We start from the raw sequence: 17,016 nt of genomic DNA on the forward strand, positions 1-17,016 counted from the left end.
ACAAATTTGGCACAAGCATAGTTAGCAGCATCTAAAATGCAAATTTAAATAAATACTTGCAGTCATCAGCTTTACTGATATGTGGCATAGTCTTTTCTGAAATTAAGTATTGTTCAATTTCAGGAAAAGGCCCAAAACCGGAAGAGACATTGACATGACCGACCTGACCTAAATTAATTGGTTTGATGTTCCAGGCTTTGGCAAGTTGCAGGGCATCTGCAAAATTTAGCCAGGGATCATTTTCACTGATCAATAAGCGAGTCGGTACCTGAATCTTGAGTTGCTGAAAATAGGCGCGGTAATCCGTCAGGCTATCATCTGCAAACCCATTTTCACCAAAACGTGCCGGATTGGCAGGTGCAACCAGCACCAGATTTTTGATTTTGGCCTTCAGTTCCGGATACCGGGCAAGGGCCGCCAGACTGGTCAGACAGCCAAAACTATGCGCTACAATCTGCACATCATCTGGAATGGCTTGAAGGGTTTTGACACACTCGGCCACCCATTCATTCAGGACAGGATGATGCCAGTTTTTTTGCTGTACCCGGGAGCAGCGCATCAGACGATGTTGTAACCATGTCTGCCAGTGGCAGTATTCACTTCCACCCACACCTGGAACAATAAGCGTATGTGTCATATCGATGCTCCTTAAAAGTAATGAGTTGTTATTTCGCTTGATTGGCTTTGACGATCTGGTCGAAAATTCCGCCATTTTCAAAATGGGTCTGTTGTACCTTAGTCCAGCCGCCAAATTCCTGCTCAATCGTCACCAGTTTTAGTGGCTTAAAAGTCTGCTGGTATTTTTTAAGTACTGCTTTATTGCGCGGACGGTAATAGTTTTTTGCTGCAACTTCCTGACCTAATGGGGAATAGAGGAAATTCAAATAACCTTTGGCCAGGTAGCTATTGCCTTTTGCCTGGGCATTTTTCTCGACAATAGCAACCGGTGGTTCAGCCAGAATAGAAAGAGAGGGCGTCACAATTTCAAACTTGCCGGGCTGTTCACGCAAGGCCAAATGTGCTTCATTTTCCCAAGTCAGCAAGACATCTCCGATACCGCGTTCAGCAAAAGTCGTGGTTGCACCACGTGCACCTGAATCCAGAACTTTGGTCTGCTTATATATTTGACGCACAAAATCGCGGGCTTTGGCATCATTGCCACCTTTCTGGTGTTTGGCCCAAGCCCAGGCAGCAAGATAGTTCCAGCGTGCGCCGCCGGAAGTTTTTGGGTTTGGCGTAATAATGGCCACGCCGGGTTTAACCAGATCATCCCAATCCTGAATCCCTTTGGGATTGGCTTTACGAACCAGAAAGACAATTGTCGAGGTATATGGGGTTGAGTTGTGCGGTAATTTTTTCTGCCAGTCTGTGGGTAGCAGCTGGGCTTTCTTTGCCAGCACATCAATATCGGCTGCCAGTGCGAGAGTAACAACATCTGCCTCTAAGCCATCCAGCACAGCACGTGACTGTTTGCCTGAACCCCCATGCGACTGTTTAAAATTAATTTTCTGACCGGTACGGCTTTCCCAGTATTTGCTGAAATTTTTATTGATCTCTTCATACAGTTCCCGGGTCGGGTCATAAGAAACGTTAAGAAAATCCTGTGCTATCACACCAAAAGAGCTTGCCGAAATCGCTATAGCTAAAACCCCAAGTTTTAATGTCTGTACAATGCTCATCTGCATCCCCGCTCTTTTCTATGTTTTGTAACTTAAGCGCAGCATAATCCTATTAGCTATGCATAAAAAATAACTAAAAATGAATTCAATATGAAAAAAAGAGATAATAAGCACTTAAGTACTGGTCATGAGTCTATGCTTATAAAAAAAGCCTAACTGAGTGACCAGATGAGTCAGGCTTTTGTGTGATTGCTTGTGCTCCTCTCATCAAAGGCCCGATAGTGGTCTAACTGCTATTTTTGTCCCTGAGTTTAGGCATTATTTTTTCTGAAGGATGGGCGCTTTTAATGACTTGAGTGCAGGACTCTCTTGCTTCGATACCTTGGTATTGCGAAGAGCAATGCTTGATCAGAACCAGTATCCGATGGTTAAGAGGAATCATTGGATCGGTAGTTTTTTCCAGCATGGACTCAATTCTTGATTTAAGCTGTCGTACAATTTGCAAGTTGGTTCATCAAAAATATTCAGGCAAACTTTTGCAGGTATACTTCCTGTCCCGACTGACAGTAGTGCTGCCAGTTCCTTGGGCTTGTTAATTACTGAAGATGTATGCCGGCCTTGGCTCCTTTGGTTTTGGTTAGATGAGGCGGATATGGCGTGATATTTTTGTATAAAAAATAATGAAAAACCAATGTAAGCTGGGTAACAGAGATAGCGGGACTAGGCTTATAATTTCACTACCTCACTTTAAGGCTTGAGAGGCGATCTAAGGATGCTATGTTTAAAAAATGCTCAAATTGTCAATAATATAGATTTGTTAGATCGTGCCTTTCATTATGGAGATGGCTGTTTTACCACAGCCCGCATCCGGCACAATCGCATTGAGTTAGCTGAACGTCATCTGGCTCGCCTAAGAATGAGCCAGCAAAAACTAAGCTTAGATGTTGATCTGGGGCTGATTACAAAAAGCCTAGTGGTCTTGCTTGAATCAGAACCTGCACTGAATGGCACATTAAAAATCGTACTTAGTCGTGGTATTGGTCAGCGAGGTTATAGCCTGCCAGACCATCCTGCGGACCTGTGGATGTTTTATTATCCGCAAGCCGTATCAGACTTTAATTATGAGCAGATTCAGAGCGGCGTGCTACAGCAGGCTATAGGCCTGAGTATGCCAAATCTGGTCGGACTAAAAACCCTGAACCGGCTGGAACAGGTCTTACTCAAGCAGGAAGCAGATTTACGCGCTTGGCCTGAAGCCTTGGTGACCAATGTACAGGGGGCAATTGTTGAAGGGGTGAGCAGTAATTGCTTCATTCGTATAAACAATCAATGGGTCACGCCGAAACTTCGTTATAATGGCGTCTTCGGTGTTATGCGTGCAGAAATTATGCAACGGATGCAAGAGCAGCAAATCGTCTGTCAGCAACGTGATGTGGAAATAGATGAAATTCCACATATTGACAGTCTGTTTTTTTGTAATGCACTTAGCCCGATGAAAATTGCCACTCAATTTGAGCAACGCGCTTTAAATGTAGATGCTTGTATTGAACTTTTTAACCGTCTTCGATTGAATCAGATGTCGTATTAATATGTCAGCTTCCAAGTCCAGCAGTAAAAAGACAAATAAAACCAACTCGACAGGTTTTCTAAAGGGGATCGCCTTAGTACTGATCGGAATCATTCTGGTTCTCGGCCTGATCCTGAAAAGCAGTCTATGGAAAGCCTATCCGGTCGAGGGGCAAAAACAGCTATTGGCGATTGGTTCAGGTGAGACCTATTCGGGTTTTATTGACCGTCTGGCAAAAGAGGGACAGGTCAGCTTTCCGCTTGTTTTAAAGCTTTATCAGCGCATTATGATTCATGACACCATGAAGGCGGGGGGTTATGAAATCCGTCAAGGCATGAGTATGCGTGAAGTGATGGAGATGATTTCCAATGCTGAAAATGCCCAGATGAACCGTATTCTGGTGATTGAAGGCACCACCTTCAAACAGTTAATTGATGCTTTAAAGCAAGATGAGCTGGTCACCAAGGAAGTGGTGCACCTGCCTACTGAACAGCTGCTCAAGGAACTTGATATTCCCTTTTCGCATCCCGAAGGGCTATTTGCGCCAAATACCTATTTCTTTGCCAAAGGGGAAACTGACCGCAAGATTTTGACCAATCTCTATCAGCAACAGATCAAAACACTGGATCAAGCCTGGGAGCAACGCGCATCAGGTCTACCGTATCAGAATAAATATGAAGCGCTGATTATGGCATCGATTATTGAAAAAGAAACCAGTGTTGATAGTGAGCTGCAACAGGTTTCTGGTGTGTTTGTACGCCGTTTGAACATGGGCATGCGTCTGCAAACCGACCCGACGGTTATTTATGGTATGGGCGATGCCTATACCGGCAATATTACCCGCAAAGATCTGCGTACTCCAACGCCTTATAATACTTATACCATGGCAGGTTTACCGCCAACGCCGATTGCATTGCCAAGTAAGAAAGCCATTGAGGCTGCCATGCATCCGGATAACTCACAAAATATTTATTTTGTTGCTACAGGCAATGGCGGACACAAATTCAGTAGCAATCTGCAAGAGCATAACCAAGCTGTGCAGGAATACCTTACCGTTTTACGCTCGAAAAATAAGGAATGAGTATGTTTATTAGCTTTGAAGGCACAGAAGGGGTAGGCAAAACGACGCTCATTCATCGAATTTATGCTGATCTGATGGCACAAGGCAAAGAAGTCATTCTGACCCGTGAGCCGGGGGGTACGCCCATGGCAGAGCAAATCCGGGCTTTATTGCTCAGTGTTAATCATGATGAGGCCATGTGTCATGATACCGAATTATTACTGATGTATGCTGCACGTGCCCAGCATTTGGCACAGGTCATTCTGCCTGCCTTGTCCGCCGGTAAAACCGTTCTATGTGATCGTTTTACTGATGCCAGTTTTGCCTATCAGTGTGCGGGACGTGGCGTGAGTGAAGATAAGCTGAATTTGCTGAATAAAAGCTTTGTAGCACACATGCCTGATCTGACGTTCTGGCTGGATGCTCCGATTGAACTGGGAATGACGCGTGCCCGCGAGCGCGGTGCACTGGACCGCTTTGAACAAGAAAAAATTACTTTCTTTGAAAAAGTCAGAACAGGTTATGCGACCTTATGGCAGCGTTATCCTGAACGGATCAAACGTCTTGATGCTACTTTGCTGCCTGATCAGGTATTTGAGCAGGCCTTTCAGTATCTGAAATAAGTAATTTTCAATTATACTTTTGATCTGGTTTTTCCCTCGATTTTTACCAGCAAAATCTTCTATAGTGTAGGAAATCAGGAAGATTAAATATGATGAAAAGTACACGAGAAGAAATTATTCAGTTTTTGGAGCAGGAGTTTCCTCAGAGTCTGGAAAAATGTGAGATTGAAGCCGTTGTTCCTTGCGGTGCCACGATGCTGTATCGGGTTGGCGAGCAGGAATTACGTCCAGGGGGAACCGTTTCTGGACCCACAATGATGACGCTGGCGGATTTTGCCTTATATGTTGCAATCTTGGGAGAGATCGGTCTAGTCGGTTTAGCGGTCACTACCAATATGAATATTAATTTTTTACGTAAACCTTCGGGTGGCGTGAACTTGCGGGCAGAATGTAAATTAATGAAAGTCGGCCGGGTACTGATCGTGGGCGAGGTCTGGATCTATTCAGTTGATCAGGAACAGCCGGTCGCGCATGTAACCGGAACCTATTCTGTGCCGCCCCAGCCGGCTTCTGCAGTGCAAGCATAATCAGCTATAAAAAACCGGAACTTGTTTCCGGTTTTTTATACAAGCTTAAATCCTCTTTAAGCTTCTACGGTATTGACCAGCACCTGCTCTACTTTAAAGCTCGGTGGAATCAGCACCGTCTTGCGTAGCTCTGGTAAAAGCTGCGGATAATCCAGAGTAAAGTGCAAGCCCCGCGATTCTTTACGCTCAATGGCACAACGTACAATCATTTCTGAAACCAGAACCAGATTACGCAGTTCAATCAGGTTTTTGCTGACCTGATAGTCCTGATAATATTCTGCGATTTCTTTTTTAAGCATCTCAATGCGGTGTAGCGCACGTTGCAGACGTTTGGTCGTACGGACAATACCGACATAGTTCCACATGGTTTGACGTAATTCATCCCAGTTCTGCAAAATGACCACATCTTCATCCGGGTTGGTGACCTGTGAATCATCCCAAGCGGGCACCGAAGGAGACTGATAAGATCCCTCAAAATGCGTTTCAATATGTCGGGCAGCACTGATGCCATATACAAAGCATTCTAAAAGTGAGTTACTGGCCATTCGGTTAGCACCGTGTAAGCCGGTATAAGAGGTTTCTCCAATTGCATACAGTCCCTGAATATCTGTTTGGCTGTTTTCATCGACCACAACGCCCCCGCAGGTATAGTGCGCAGCTGGAACAACCGGGATCATATCCTTGGTAATATCAATGCCAAGTTCGAGCAGGCGTGTATACAGTGTCGGAAAGTGAGTTTTGACAAAATCTGCATCTTTATGAGTAATGTCGAGCCAGACATGACGAATCCCGAGACGTTTAATTTCATAGTCAATCGCACGCGCCACAATATCTCGGGGCGCCAGTTCAGCCCGCTCGTCAAAGCGCAGCATAAAACGCTCACCGTCCGGTAAACGTAAATAGGCGCCTTCACCACGCATGGCTTCAGTAATTAATAAGGAGCGTGCCTGGGGATGATATAAACAGGTGGGGTGGAACTGGTTAAATTCCATATTGGCCACACGGCAGCCTGCCCGGTAAGCCATGGCAATCCCATCACCGGTTGCAATATCCGGATTTGAGGTATAAAGATAAGCCTTCATCGCACCGCCACAGGCGAGGGCAGTAAAAGGTGCTAAAAAGGTATGTACTTTTTCCGTTTTTTCATCCAGTGCATATAAGCCGAGCGCACGGTTGGCCTGATCTGCAAGACCAAGTTTCTGTGAGCAGATCAGATCAATGGCAATATAGTTTTCAAAAATCGTAATATTGTCTTTTTCCTGAGCGCGCTGTACCAATGTGGTGGAAATTGCGCGTCCAGTGGCATCCGCTGCATGAATGATACGGCGTTGGGAGTGGCCGCCTTCACGGGTCAAATGCAGCTGCTCCTGTTCATCCAGTGTGAATTGCACCCCATGCTTGAGCAGGAAATCGACAGAAGGCTTGCCGCCTTCGACGGTATGTTTAACCGCGTCCATTTCACACAAATGGACTCCTGCAATCATGGTGTCATCAATATGCTGTTGAATTGAATCAGTTTCATCCAGTACGGCAGCTACGCCGCCCTGAGCATAGAAGGTACTGGCATCCGTAAGACTGGATTTTGCCAATACTGCAATATTAAAATGTTCTGGCAACGATAGTGCTAAACTTAAGCCGGCGCCGCCACTGCCTACAATAATCACGTCAAAATGATGGGTGAGATGTAAATTAGACATGTCCATCAGCTAATTTAAAAGAAGTCTGGTAATGACAGCGCTTTTTTGCATAAAAGGCAAGCTTTTAAATACAGATTTATTGATCAAAAAACTAATAAAAGCCTTAACTTAATGCAGTAGAAAAACCAAGATAGCAGTATTCTGACATGCGAACATATTGTTACTTAAAACCAATGATGTTTATGATAAAACCTATTTACATAAATTTATCAACAATTTGAGTGAATAATTTATATGAAAATTCTGGACTTAAAAAAAGGATTATTTGCAGCTACTGTCACTCTGAGTGCTGCCCAGCTACAGGCTGCTAACCCTGTAGACTTTTCAAATCTGGTCGAGAAGGTCAGCCCGGCTGTGGTGAGTGTCAATGTTGTCAAGAAAATGAGCGAAGAAGAGCTCCTGCAGCAACAAGTGCCTGAAATTTTACGGCGCTTTTTTGGCAATCAGGTGATTATTCCACAGCCACGGATGCCACAGGAAAAAACCGGCTATGGAAGTGCCTTCTTTATCAGTAAGGATGGCTATTTACTGACCAATCATCACGTAGTTGAAGATGCGTCCAAAGTGACTATTACTTTAAATGATCGCCGTGAAATTGATGCCACGGTTGTCGGAAGTGATGAGCGGACAGATGTTGCCCTACTTAAAGTACAGGGTGCTAATTTCCCCCAATTAAGCACGGGCGATGTAGACCGTTTACGGGTAGGGGAGCCAGTGCTGGCGATTGGTTCTCCTTTTGGCTTTGATTATTCAGCCTCTGCCGGGATTGTCAGTGCCAAAATGCGAAACATGATGGGAGAAACGGCAGTTCCGTTTATTCAGACCGATGTAGCCTTAAACCCGGGGAACTCCGGGGGGCCATTATTTAACCAGCGCGGTGAAGTGGTGGGGGTCAACTCACGGATCTTTAGTGGTACAGGTGGTTATATGGGACTGTCTTTTTCAATCCCGATCGATGTGGCCATGGAGGTTGCAGAGCAGTTAAAACGAAACGGAAAAGTGACCCGTTCCTATCTGGGAGTCAGTTTGCAGGACATTGACCGTACTCTGGCGGAATCTTATAAGCTGTCTAAACCGGAAGGTTCGCTGGTGACCCAGGTTGAGCCAAACTCTCCGGCAGCTCAGGCCGGACTACGCCCTGGAGACGTGATTCTAAAATATAATGGAACCTCTATTTCAAGAACCAGCGAGTTGCTGAATTACCTGAACCGTACTGCCCCGAAACAACGCGTTCAACTGGAAGTGTTGCGTGATGATAAACGCCGTCAAATTGCGGCAACTTTAGTCACCGCTCCAGACAATACACCAGCCAAAACGGCTACCCCGGCTCGGCCTTCCAAAGGCCCGATCTTGGGGGTGACCATCCGGAATCTGACCCCGGCGGAACTGACTGGGCTGGAAATTAAAGGAGGGGTGGTGATTCAGGATATACGCCCGGGCGGAATTGCAGCTCAAGCCCGGATCATGCCGAATGATGTCATTACCCAGGTCAATAATGCACCGATACAGGATACCAATGGCTTTATTGAAGCTGTTTCAGAGTTGAAAAAAGGCACAGTTGCACGGGTGACCTTAATCCGTCAGGGACAGCGTGCAATAGTGGGAATGCGTATTTCCTGAAGTTAAGAAGTTCTATTTAAAAACCGTCTTTAAGTGAAGACGGTTTTTTATATTTTGCAATTTACCCCAGTGAAAATTTCTGTAGACTGAGGCAAGCCAGAACAGTTGAATGAAAGGACAAATAAAAAGTGTCAGGTATTTTTGATCAGGTCTTAGAGGTAAAAAACGAGCATATTGACGCTTTGGGGCATGTTAATAATGTGGTTTATGTGCAATGGATGCAGGATGTAGCCTCAGCACACATCGAGCATTTGGGGCTGGGACTCAAAGAATACCTACAACTTAAACATGCCATGGTCGCTGTGCAACATCAGGTGCAATACCGGAAGGCTGCCTTTGAGGGTGACAAGATTATTTTACGGACCTGGCTGAATGATTTAAATGCCTTGTATTTATTCAGACAATATGCATTTTACCGTCCTCAGGATCAGGCTCTGCTATTTACAGGAAGTACACAATGGGCCTGTATAGAAATCGAGACAGGACGTCCCAAACGTATGTCACCAAGCTTTACCCAGGCTTATCAGCCTATTTCCGCTGAGCTAAATCCGCTTGATTTTTCTCAATCTTATTGCATAGAAACTGCCTGATTCGCTTTTAAACCAGATAGGTTTTGTTATTCTGCCGAGCGGACTGAATCATAAAGATCCGAGATATTTTAAGTGGCTTGCTACGACCTGAAAGCAGGGTTTTTATCAAGAAAAATGATCTGGGTTACTGGCTCATTCAAGCACAAGTGATCTGAACAGCAAAAACATATGCTTGAGTTGCCACAGTAAACAATCAGCAGGGCGGAGTGGCGACTTAAAAGCAGGAAAAGATAATCCTTTTTCTGTATCATCATTCTGCTATAATCCTCGGCAATTTCTATTCGGTTTTTGTTGTGCAGTATCTTTTTTAATTGCATGACACGTTTTTTCTCAAGGTAGCCCATGGCGCAAGCTAAAAAATCTGTTGATATTAAAAATATTCGTAATTTCTCGATTATTGCGCATATCGACCACGGTAAATCGACTCTTGCAGATCGTTTTATTCAAACTTGTGGTGGTTTGCAGGATCGTGAGATGCAGGCCCAAGTTCTTGATTCAATGGAGCTAGAGCGCGAACGTGGGATTACCATTAAAGCCACCTCCGTGACGCTATACTATACGCATCCAAATGGTCAGGAATATCAGCTGAACTTTATTGACACTCCGGGACACGTGGACTTTTCTTATGAAGTTTCACGCTCTCTGGCAGCATGTGAAGGGGCACTTCTGGTGGTGGATGCCGCACAGGGAGTAGAAGCCCAGTCTGTAGCCAACTGCTATACTGCGATTGAGCAAGGTCTGGAAGTACTGCCAGTCCTTAACAAGATTGACTTGCCGCAGGCTGAACCTGAACGTGTGATTCAGGAAATTGAAGATATTATTGGCATTGAGGCGACAGAAGCTCCAACCTGTTCAGCGAAAACGGGTCTGGGCATTGAAGGCGTTCTGGAAACTCTGGTCAATGTGATTCCACCTCCAACAGGTGATCGCGAGGCACCCCTTCAGGCGCTGATTGTTGACTCATGGTTTGATAACTATCTGGGCGTTGTCTCTCTGGTTCGGATCAAGCAGGGTCGTGTGCGTAAAGGCGACAAGATGTTGATGAAATCAACAGGGCAAACGCACATCATTACGTCGGTAGGTATCTTTAATCCAAAACATACTGAAACTGACATTTTGGAAGCGGGTGAAGTTGGCTTCGTCATTGCAGGGATTAAAGACATTTTTGGTGCACCAGTCGGGGATACGATTACCTTGGCGACCACACCAGAAGTTGAAATATTACCCGGATTTAAAAAGGTGAAACCACAGGTCTATGCGGGGCTTTTCCCGATTGATGCCAGTGACTTTGAACCATTCCGTGAAGCCTTGCAGAAACTACAGATCAATGACTCGGCACTGTTTTTTGAACCGGAAAGTTCAGATGCACTTGGTTTTGGTTTCCGCTGTGGTTTCTTGGGCATGCTGCACATGGAGATCGTACAGGAACGTTTAGAGCGTGAATACGATCTGGACCTGATTTCATCTGCACCGACGGTCATTTATGAAGCGGTGATGAAAAACGGTGAAATCCTCTATATCGACAGTCCTTCAAAAATGCCGGATGGTACAACCGTTGAAGACCTGCGTGAGCCGATTGCTGAGTGTCATATTCTGGTGCCTCAAGAGTATCTAGGGAACGTAATGACTTTGTGTGTAGAGCGCCGTGGCGTACAAAAAGACATGAAGTTCATGAGTAATCAGGTCTCTATTACCTTTGAAATCCCGATGGCTGAAGTGGTCATGGATTTCTTTGATAAATTGAAGTCGTGTTCACGCGGCTTTGCTTCGCTGGATTATAACTTTGTGCGTTTTGAAAGCTCCTCACTGGTGAAGGTGGATGTCCTGATCAATGGTGAAAAAGTTGATGCGCTGGCCATGATTTGTCACCGTCAGGATGCCCGTCATCGTGGTATTGCCCTGGTTGAAAAAATGAAAGACCTGATTCCGCGTCAGATGTTCGATGTGGCGATTCAGGCGGCCATTGGCGCACAAATTATTGCTCGTTCAACTGTAAAAGCGATGCGTAAAAACGTATTGGCAAAATGTTATGGTGGTGACGTCTCGCGTAAGAAGAAACTGCTTTCGAAACAAAAAGAAGGTAAGAAACGTATGAAACAGGTGGGTAGTGTTGAAATCCCGCAAGAAGCGTTCTTAGCTGTATTGAAAGTCGAACGCTAAATAATAAGGATAAAGCCCATGGATTTTGATTTTAATTTGATTCTTGTTCCTGCGACCTTAATCTTTGTCGCAATCTGGTTGCTGGATAAGTTTGTACTGAAGCAGCGGCAGACCCGGGGCAAGGGCAATGAAAATTTTATCATCACATGGGCTTATGACTTCTGGCCAGTGCTGACAGTGGTCCTGATCTTACGTTCGTTTTTGTATGAGCCTTTCAATATTCCATCAGATTCAATGGTGCCGACCCTGGAAACGGGTGACTTTATTTTGGTCAATAAATTTGACTATGGGGTAAAACTGCCGATTGTAAACACCAAAATTATTGATACCGGCCATCCGGAACGCGGTGATGTGGCGGTATTCCGCTATCCGCCACAGCCAACGATTAGCTATATCAAGCGTATCATTGGTTTACCCGGCGATCATATTGTTTATGATCATGGTCAGCTTATTATTAATGGTCAAAAAGTCGAAAAAGTTCCGGTAGAATTTAGCCGTGAAAAAGACCGTATGGATACACCAAATTCGATGTATCATAAAGAAACCATTGGCGAGCATACGTTCACCATGCGTGAACTTGAAAACGTGAATGTTGCACGTCAGGCACCATTTATTAACTATGTGGACAATGGCAAGTATTCCACTGAAAATGGATTATATTGGGAAATCAAAGTACCAGAAGGGCACTATTTCGCGATGGGGGACAACCGCGATCAGAGTGCTGATAGCCGTTTTTGGGGATTTGTTCCGGAAGAGAACTTAACAGGTCGAGCATTCTATATCTGGATGCATAAAGAGCCTGGCTTTAAAATGCCATCGTTTAATCGAAACGGAATGATTGATTAATTGTTTCAGTCAGGAAAATAAAAAATGAAACATCAACAGGGTGCTTCTTATATTGGAATTTTGGTTGCAATTGTAGGCTTTGCATTTCTTGCAAAAGTGGCAATTGCAGTGTGGGGGCCGTATTTCGATGACCGTATGGTTGATAACCAGGTTGAGGAGCTGCTTAAGACTGCTCCCGCCAACATGGCACCATCACAATTCAGTCAACAGATGGATCAGCGCTTACAGATGAATAATATTCGTGATCTGAAGTTTGATGACATTGCCCGAGTCACCAATACGGATGGCTTGCAGGTACACAAGAATTATGAAATTCGCAAAAATTTTGTAATGAATATCGATTTAGTGATGAAGTTTGAGAAAGAGTTTGATCAAAGCACAGTCAAAACTAAATGATGAACGTCTGACCAGACGAATTGGTTATCAGTTTAAACAGGCTGATTTACTTAAGCTGGCCCTGACTCATCGTTCAGTCAGTCATAAACATAACTATGAGCGCCTAGAATTTCTAGGCGATTCACTTTTAGGAATGATCATTGCGAACTATCTGTTCACAGCTTATCCGCACGAAAATGAAGGGCGCCTCACGCGTATGCGTGCGACCTTGGTGCGTCAGGAAGCGCTGGGTAGAATCGCCAATGATTTAAAACTTAGCCAGAATTTAATTCTCAGTACGGGTGAATTGAAATCTGGCGGTCATCATCGCGAGTCTATACTTGCAGATACGGTCGAGGCGATTATTGGTGCCATCTATGTTGATTGTGGCGATCTGAATATCCTGGAAGCGGTTGTGCTAAAATGGTATGAACCATATTTGGACAATATTGAGCCCACCGACCAGTTAAAAGACCCGAAATCACGCTTGCAGGAATATTTACAAGCTCGTAAAAAACCTCTCCCGGTTTACGAGGTGGTCGATATTCAGGGTGATGCCCCGAATCAACATTTCAAGGTGGAATGTCAGGTTCAGGGGATGTCAGTAATGACCGGGGAAGGTTCAAGCCGCCGATTTGCCGAACAGGCTGTAGCGGCAGATATTTTAAAACTTTTGGAGCATAAGTCTTAATGACTACTCATTCCGATCACATCGATGCTGATCACGAGTCGCAAAGCGACAGCAATGACTTGATTAGTCAATTCTTTAGTGCAGAAGGTACTGAGATTCCTTCGGATTATCGTAGCGGTTTTGTTGCGATTGTTGGCCGGCCAAACGTGGGTAAATCTACCCTGATGAACCATTTGCTCGGTCAGAAACTTTCCATTACTTCACGTAAGCCACAAACCACACGTCATAAAATTGTGGGAATTGATTCACGTGAAAAATCTCAGGCGGTCTTTGTGGATACGCCAGGGATGCACAAGAAAGAAGTCCGTGCCATCAATAAAATGATGAACCGTGCTGCACATTCGGCCTTACGTGATGTGAACCTGGTGCTGTTTGTGGTCGATGCACAGAAATGGACCCAGAACGATGAGCTTGTGCTGGAAAAATTAAAGAATGCCGAGATGCCGGTAATTCTGGTCATCAACAAGCTGGATACGTTTGAAAACAAGAATCAGGCCTTACCGCTGATTCAGGAACGTGCCAAGTTGATGAACTTTGCGGAAATCGTACCAGTATCTGCACTGCGTGGTGCCAATCTGGAGCATTTACGTGACACGATTGCCAAATACCTGCCATTTCAGCCACCGCTTTATTCGCTAGATCAACTAACAGACCGTTCAGAACGTTTCCTGGCTTCTGAAATTATCCGTGAAAAAATCATGCGCCAGCTCGGTGAAGAACTGCCATATGACCTGACGGTTCAGATTGAATCTTTTAAAATCGAAGAGCCGGTACTGAATGAAAAAACAGGGCGTATGAAGCCTGCCTGTACCTATATCGATGCCACAATTTTTGTTGACCGTCCGGGACAAAAAGCCATCGTAATTGGTGAAAAAGGATCTAAACTGAAAAAAATCGGTATGGATGCACGGGTGGATATGGAAAAAATGTTCGAGCAAAAAATCATGCTGACGCTTTGGGTGAAAGTCAAAGGCGGCTGGTCTGACGATGAGCGTGCATTGAAGAGCCTTGGTTATAGCGATATTTAATCACTGAAATTTTACAGGTAGAGTGCATGATGAAAGTTTTAGCCCTTATGGTATGTGTCTTGTTCTTGCAGGGCTGTATTCACAAAGTCGTGACTGTACCTGTAAAAGTGGCCTATAAAACCACAAAAGGGGTGGTCAAAGGTACTGCGGCCGTCGTTGGTGCCGTCATCCCGGACGGGGACGACGAAGATGAACAACAATCTAAAAAAGATCGTGATTAAGCCAGCAGTCTATGCGTAATGAAGTGCTGCATGGCTATTTGATTCATCATCGTAAATACCGCGAACGTAGCCATATTGTGTACCTGTTTACGCAGGAATATGGCCGGATGGATGGCATACTTCGACAAACTCCACCCCCTCAATATCAGCCGATCAGTTTGCAGGCTTCAGGAAAATCCGAACTGAAAAACTTTATCAAGCTTGAAATTGTTAATCAGCCTATTTTCTTTTTTGGTGATGCCTTCTTTTCCGGTTTTTATCTAAATGAAATTCTGCTGCGGCTGTGTCCCCTGGAAGTGGAAATGCCACAGACTTATGCCAAATATGGCGAAACGCTAGTGGCTTTGCAGCAGCTTTCTGTCCAGACTGATCCTCATAGTTATTTAAAGCAAATCCTGCGCCAGTTCGAGCATGTGCTGCTTGAAGAGTTGGGCTACGCTTTGGACTTTTCAGTCGATGCCAATCAGGTGCCTATCAATCCCTCGCAGCATTATTATTTTCAGTTAAATGATGGCTTTATGCCTACCGCCAAGCCATCTCGCTCAAATTTGTCGGGCCAGCAGATTTTAACCATGCTGCACTATGAAAGTGGTAGGGATTTTAGCCCAGAACAGTTACAATTACTGACGAAGCTTTATCGACAGGTGATTACTGCCTTGCTTGGCGATCGCCCCTTGAAAAGTCGACAATTGTGGATTCAAAACTCTCAATCTCAATCGTAGTTAGGAAGATATTATGGCTGCATTACTTGGTGTCAATATTGACCATGTCGCAACATTAAGACAAGCACGTGGTACGACCTACCCAGACCCAGTCAATGCTGCATTGATCTGCGAGCAGGCAGGTGCGGAGGGCATTACTTTGCATTTGCGTGAAGACCGCCGCCATATTCAGGATGATGATGTACGTCGTATGCGTCCCGTACTCAAAACCCGGATGAACCTGGAAATAGCGGTGACGGATGAAATGGTGGCTTTTGCCAAGGAAATTCAGCCACAGCATGTTTGTTTTGTGCCGGAAAAACGCCAGGAAGTCACTACCGAAGGTGGGCTGGATGTGGTTGGTCATTTTGAAGATGTGAAAAAGGCGACTCAGGAATTAACAGCGATTGGTTGTGATGTTTCACTGTTTATTGATGCCGATCTGGCACAGATCGATGCCGCAGTGGCATGTGGTGCGCCAACAATTGAGATTCATACCGGTGCCTATGCCGATGCAGAAACACCAGCAGCCCAGCAGGCTGAGCTTGAGCGTATTATTCAAGGCGCTGAATACGCAGTTTCTAAAGGTCTAGTGGTCAATGCTGGCCATGGCTTGAATCTGGATAATGTCACTCCGATTGCTGCCATTCCACAGATTCATGAACTGAATATCGGTCACTCCCTGATTGCAGATGCTGTCTTTGTTGGTTTGGCGCAGGCAGTGCAAGAAATGAAAGCCGTAATTAAAGCTGCCCGCTAAGATTAAAAGATCGTTATGTCAAATATAAATTATGATGAACTCATGAAGCCCGTGATTGGCTTCCTGGGTTGTGAAACGCCGCAAGCCTGGCTCAATGAAGCACTGAATAATCTGGATATTCTGATGCAGGATCATGCCAACTGTGAGAAAAAAGCCGCCAGTACGGCGATGAATCTGATGTTTCGTTACAGTTTCTTTGTAGATTTGCAGGTGAAACTGGCACAGCTGGTCCGTGAAGAGATGCTGCACTATGAGCAAGTGCTGGAATTTATGAGCAAACGTGGTCAGCAATGGATTGGTCTTAGTGCGGGGCGTTATGCAGGTGGCCTACGTAAAGAAATTCGGACCTATGAGCCAGAAGCCCTGATTGATGTATTGATCATTGGTGCCTTTGTGGAGGCCCGTTCTTGTGAGCGTTTCTATGCACTTGCACCTTTGGTCGATGAAGAGCTGGGCCGTTATTATCGTTATCTGCTGAAATCCGAATCCCGCCATTATGAGGATTATCTGGCACTGGCGATGGATGTGGCAAAAACCGCAAAATGGAAAAATCCAGAAGAGAATATCCGGAGCCGTATTGAGCATATCCGGGAAGTAGAGAAGAATCTGATTTTAAGTCCAGATAAGCTTTTTCGTTTTCATAGTGGTGTGCCCGTACAGGCAGCATAAGTTTGACATGATGCAAGCGGGACAAAGTTCCCGCTTTTTCTTTGGGCTGAAGTTGATTAAATAGAGGCTTTATTTAACCCAAAATATTTTTATTCTATAATTAAATATAAAAATCAGAAACTTATAGATAGATAGGAATAAGAGGGCTATTGGGGTATATTTAAGATAATACTATGTTTTTTATCTGGTTTTAGGTATTTTGGTTGTGTGTACTGCCATATAGGCAGCTTAGAAATTCATAAGTAAAGCTGCCTGCATCCTC

General features: G+C 44.8%; 18 protein-coding genes and 1 CRISPR repeat array (1 of these 19 cut by a window edge). Of the genes, 15 read left to right on the forward strand and 3 right to left on the reverse strand.

The annotated features are described in order from the left end of the window. Nucleotides 1–31 precede the first annotated feature (31 nt). Together NI461_RS04635 and NI461_RS04640 are read right to left on the reverse strand one after the other, a co-directional pair. On the reverse strand, nucleotides 32–637 hold the full coding sequence (locus NI461_RS04635; protein WP_174659489.1) for an alpha/beta hydrolase: 606 nt from the start codon (nucleotides 635–637) through the stop codon (nucleotides 32–34). 28 nt (nucleotides 638–665) lie between these two features. After that, on the reverse strand, nucleotides 666–1,685 hold the full coding sequence (locus tag NI461_RS04640; RefSeq protein ID WP_253151075.1) for a sulfate ABC transporter substrate-binding protein: 1,020 nt from the start codon (nucleotides 1,683–1,685) through the stop codon (nucleotides 666–668). A 706-nt stretch (nucleotides 1,686–2,391) separates the two neighbouring features. Here NI461_RS04640 and pabC point away from each other — a divergent pair. The 4 genes from pabC (at nucleotide 2,392) to NI461_RS04660 (ending at nucleotide 5,396) form a co-directional block, all read left to right on the forward strand. Further along, nucleotides 2,392–3,207 (forward strand): aminodeoxychorismate lyase, encoded by an 816-nt coding sequence (gene pabC, locus NI461_RS04645; protein WP_253151077.1) that lies wholly within the window; start codon nucleotides 2,392–2,394, stop codon nucleotides 3,205–3,207. Between the two features lies 1 nt (nucleotide 3,208). Beyond that, a complete protein-coding gene (gene mltG, locus NI461_RS04650; RefSeq protein WP_253151079.1) occupies nucleotides 3,209–4,267 on the forward strand; it encodes an endolytic transglycosylase MltG in 1,059 nt (352 codons plus the stop codon). Nucleotides 4,268–4,269: 2 nt separating this feature from the next. Then, nucleotides 4,270–4,869, forward strand: a complete 600-nt coding sequence (gene tmk / locus NI461_RS04655) for a dTMP kinase (protein ID WP_253151081.1) — start codon at nucleotides 4,270–4,272, stop codon at nucleotides 4,867–4,869. A 92-nt stretch (nucleotides 4,870–4,961) separates the two neighbouring features. Continuing rightward, nucleotides 4,962–5,396, forward strand: a complete 435-nt coding sequence (locus NI461_RS04660; protein WP_162850564.1) for a PaaI family thioesterase — start codon at nucleotides 4,962–4,964, stop codon at nucleotides 5,394–5,396. Nucleotides 5,397–5,452: 56 nt separating this feature from the next. Here the strand turns inward: NI461_RS04660 and nadB are convergent, their stop codons facing one another. Next, nucleotides 5,453–7,099, reverse strand: a complete 1,647-nt coding sequence (gene nadB, locus NI461_RS04665) for an L-aspartate oxidase (protein ID WP_253151083.1) — start codon at nucleotides 7,097–7,099, stop codon at nucleotides 5,453–5,455. A 228-nt stretch (nucleotides 7,100–7,327) separates the two neighbouring features. Here nadB and NI461_RS04670 point away from each other — a divergent pair, with 228 nt between their 5' ends. The 11 genes from NI461_RS04670 to NI461_RS04720 all read left to right on the forward strand — a co-directional run bounded on the left by NI461_RS04670 (nucleotide 7,328) and on the right by NI461_RS04720 (nucleotide 16,754). Then, nucleotides 7,328–8,713, forward strand: coding sequence for a Do family serine endopeptidase (locus NI461_RS04670; RefSeq protein WP_253156673.1), 1,386 nt, complete (start codon nucleotides 7,328–7,330; stop codon nucleotides 8,711–8,713). A gap of 128 nt (nucleotides 8,714–8,841) precedes the next feature. After that, on the forward strand, nucleotides 8,842–9,303 hold the full coding sequence (locus NI461_RS04675) for a thioesterase family protein (RefSeq protein ID WP_253151087.1): 462 nt from the start codon (nucleotides 8,842–8,844) through the stop codon (nucleotides 9,301–9,303). Nucleotides 9,304–9,645: 342 nt separating this feature from the next. Next, a complete protein-coding gene (lepA, locus tag NI461_RS04680; RefSeq protein ID WP_151203015.1) occupies nucleotides 9,646–11,463 on the forward strand; it encodes a translation elongation factor 4 in 1,818 nt (605 codons plus the stop codon). Between the two features lie 18 nt (nucleotides 11,464–11,481). After that, entirely contained in the window at nucleotides 11,482–12,309 is an 828-nt protein-coding gene (gene lepB / locus NI461_RS04685; protein WP_151206450.1) for a signal peptidase I, read from the forward strand. 24 nt (nucleotides 12,310–12,333) lie between these two features. After that, nucleotides 12,334–12,705 (forward strand): DUF4845 domain-containing protein, encoded by a 372-nt coding sequence (locus NI461_RS04690; RefSeq protein ID WP_151203013.1) that lies wholly within the window; start codon nucleotides 12,334–12,336, stop codon nucleotides 12,703–12,705. Then, complete coding sequence (gene rnc / locus NI461_RS04695; RefSeq protein ID WP_151206448.1) at nucleotides 12,677–13,375, forward strand: ribonuclease III; 699 nt, start codon at nucleotides 12,677–12,679, stop codon at nucleotides 13,373–13,375. Before NI461_RS04690 ends, rnc begins: the two co-directional genes overlap by 29 nt. Beyond that, nucleotides 13,375–14,403, forward strand: a complete 1,029-nt coding sequence (gene era / locus NI461_RS04700; RefSeq protein WP_151203011.1) for a GTPase Era — start codon at nucleotides 13,375–13,377, stop codon at nucleotides 14,401–14,403. Before rnc ends, era begins: the two co-directional genes overlap by 1 nt. 26 nt (nucleotides 14,404–14,429) lie before the next feature. After that, entirely contained in the window at nucleotides 14,430–14,624 is a 195-nt protein-coding gene (locus tag NI461_RS04705; RefSeq protein ID WP_151203010.1) for an NF038104 family lipoprotein, read from the forward strand. 11 nt (nucleotides 14,625–14,635) lie between these two features. Then, nucleotides 14,636–15,346, forward strand: a complete 711-nt coding sequence (locus NI461_RS04710; RefSeq protein WP_253151089.1) for a DNA repair protein RecO — start codon at nucleotides 14,636–14,638, stop codon at nucleotides 15,344–15,346. A 13-nt stretch (nucleotides 15,347–15,359) separates the two neighbouring features. Continuing rightward, entirely contained in the window at nucleotides 15,360–16,085 is a 726-nt protein-coding gene (pdxJ, locus tag NI461_RS04715; protein WP_253151091.1) for a pyridoxine 5'-phosphate synthase, read from the forward strand. 15 nt (nucleotides 16,086–16,100) lie between these two features. Further along, the gene (locus NI461_RS04720; RefSeq protein WP_253151093.1) at nucleotides 16,101–16,754 is read left to right on the forward strand and encodes a tRNA-(ms[2]io[6]A)-hydroxylase; all 654 of its coding nucleotides are present in this window, start codon (nucleotides 16,101–16,103) and stop codon (nucleotides 16,752–16,754) included. 207 nt (nucleotides 16,755–16,961) lie between these two features. After that, a CRISPR array of direct repeats spans nucleotides 16,962–17,016; the repeat unit is 28 nt; unit sequence GTGTACTGCCATATAGGCAGCTTAGAAA; it runs 393 nt beyond the window's last position.

This window comes from Acinetobacter sp. S4400-12 (assembly GCF_024129495.1).
GTDB classification, from domain to species: Bacteria; Pseudomonadota; Gammaproteobacteria; order Pseudomonadales; family Moraxellaceae; genus Acinetobacter; species Acinetobacter lwoffii_C.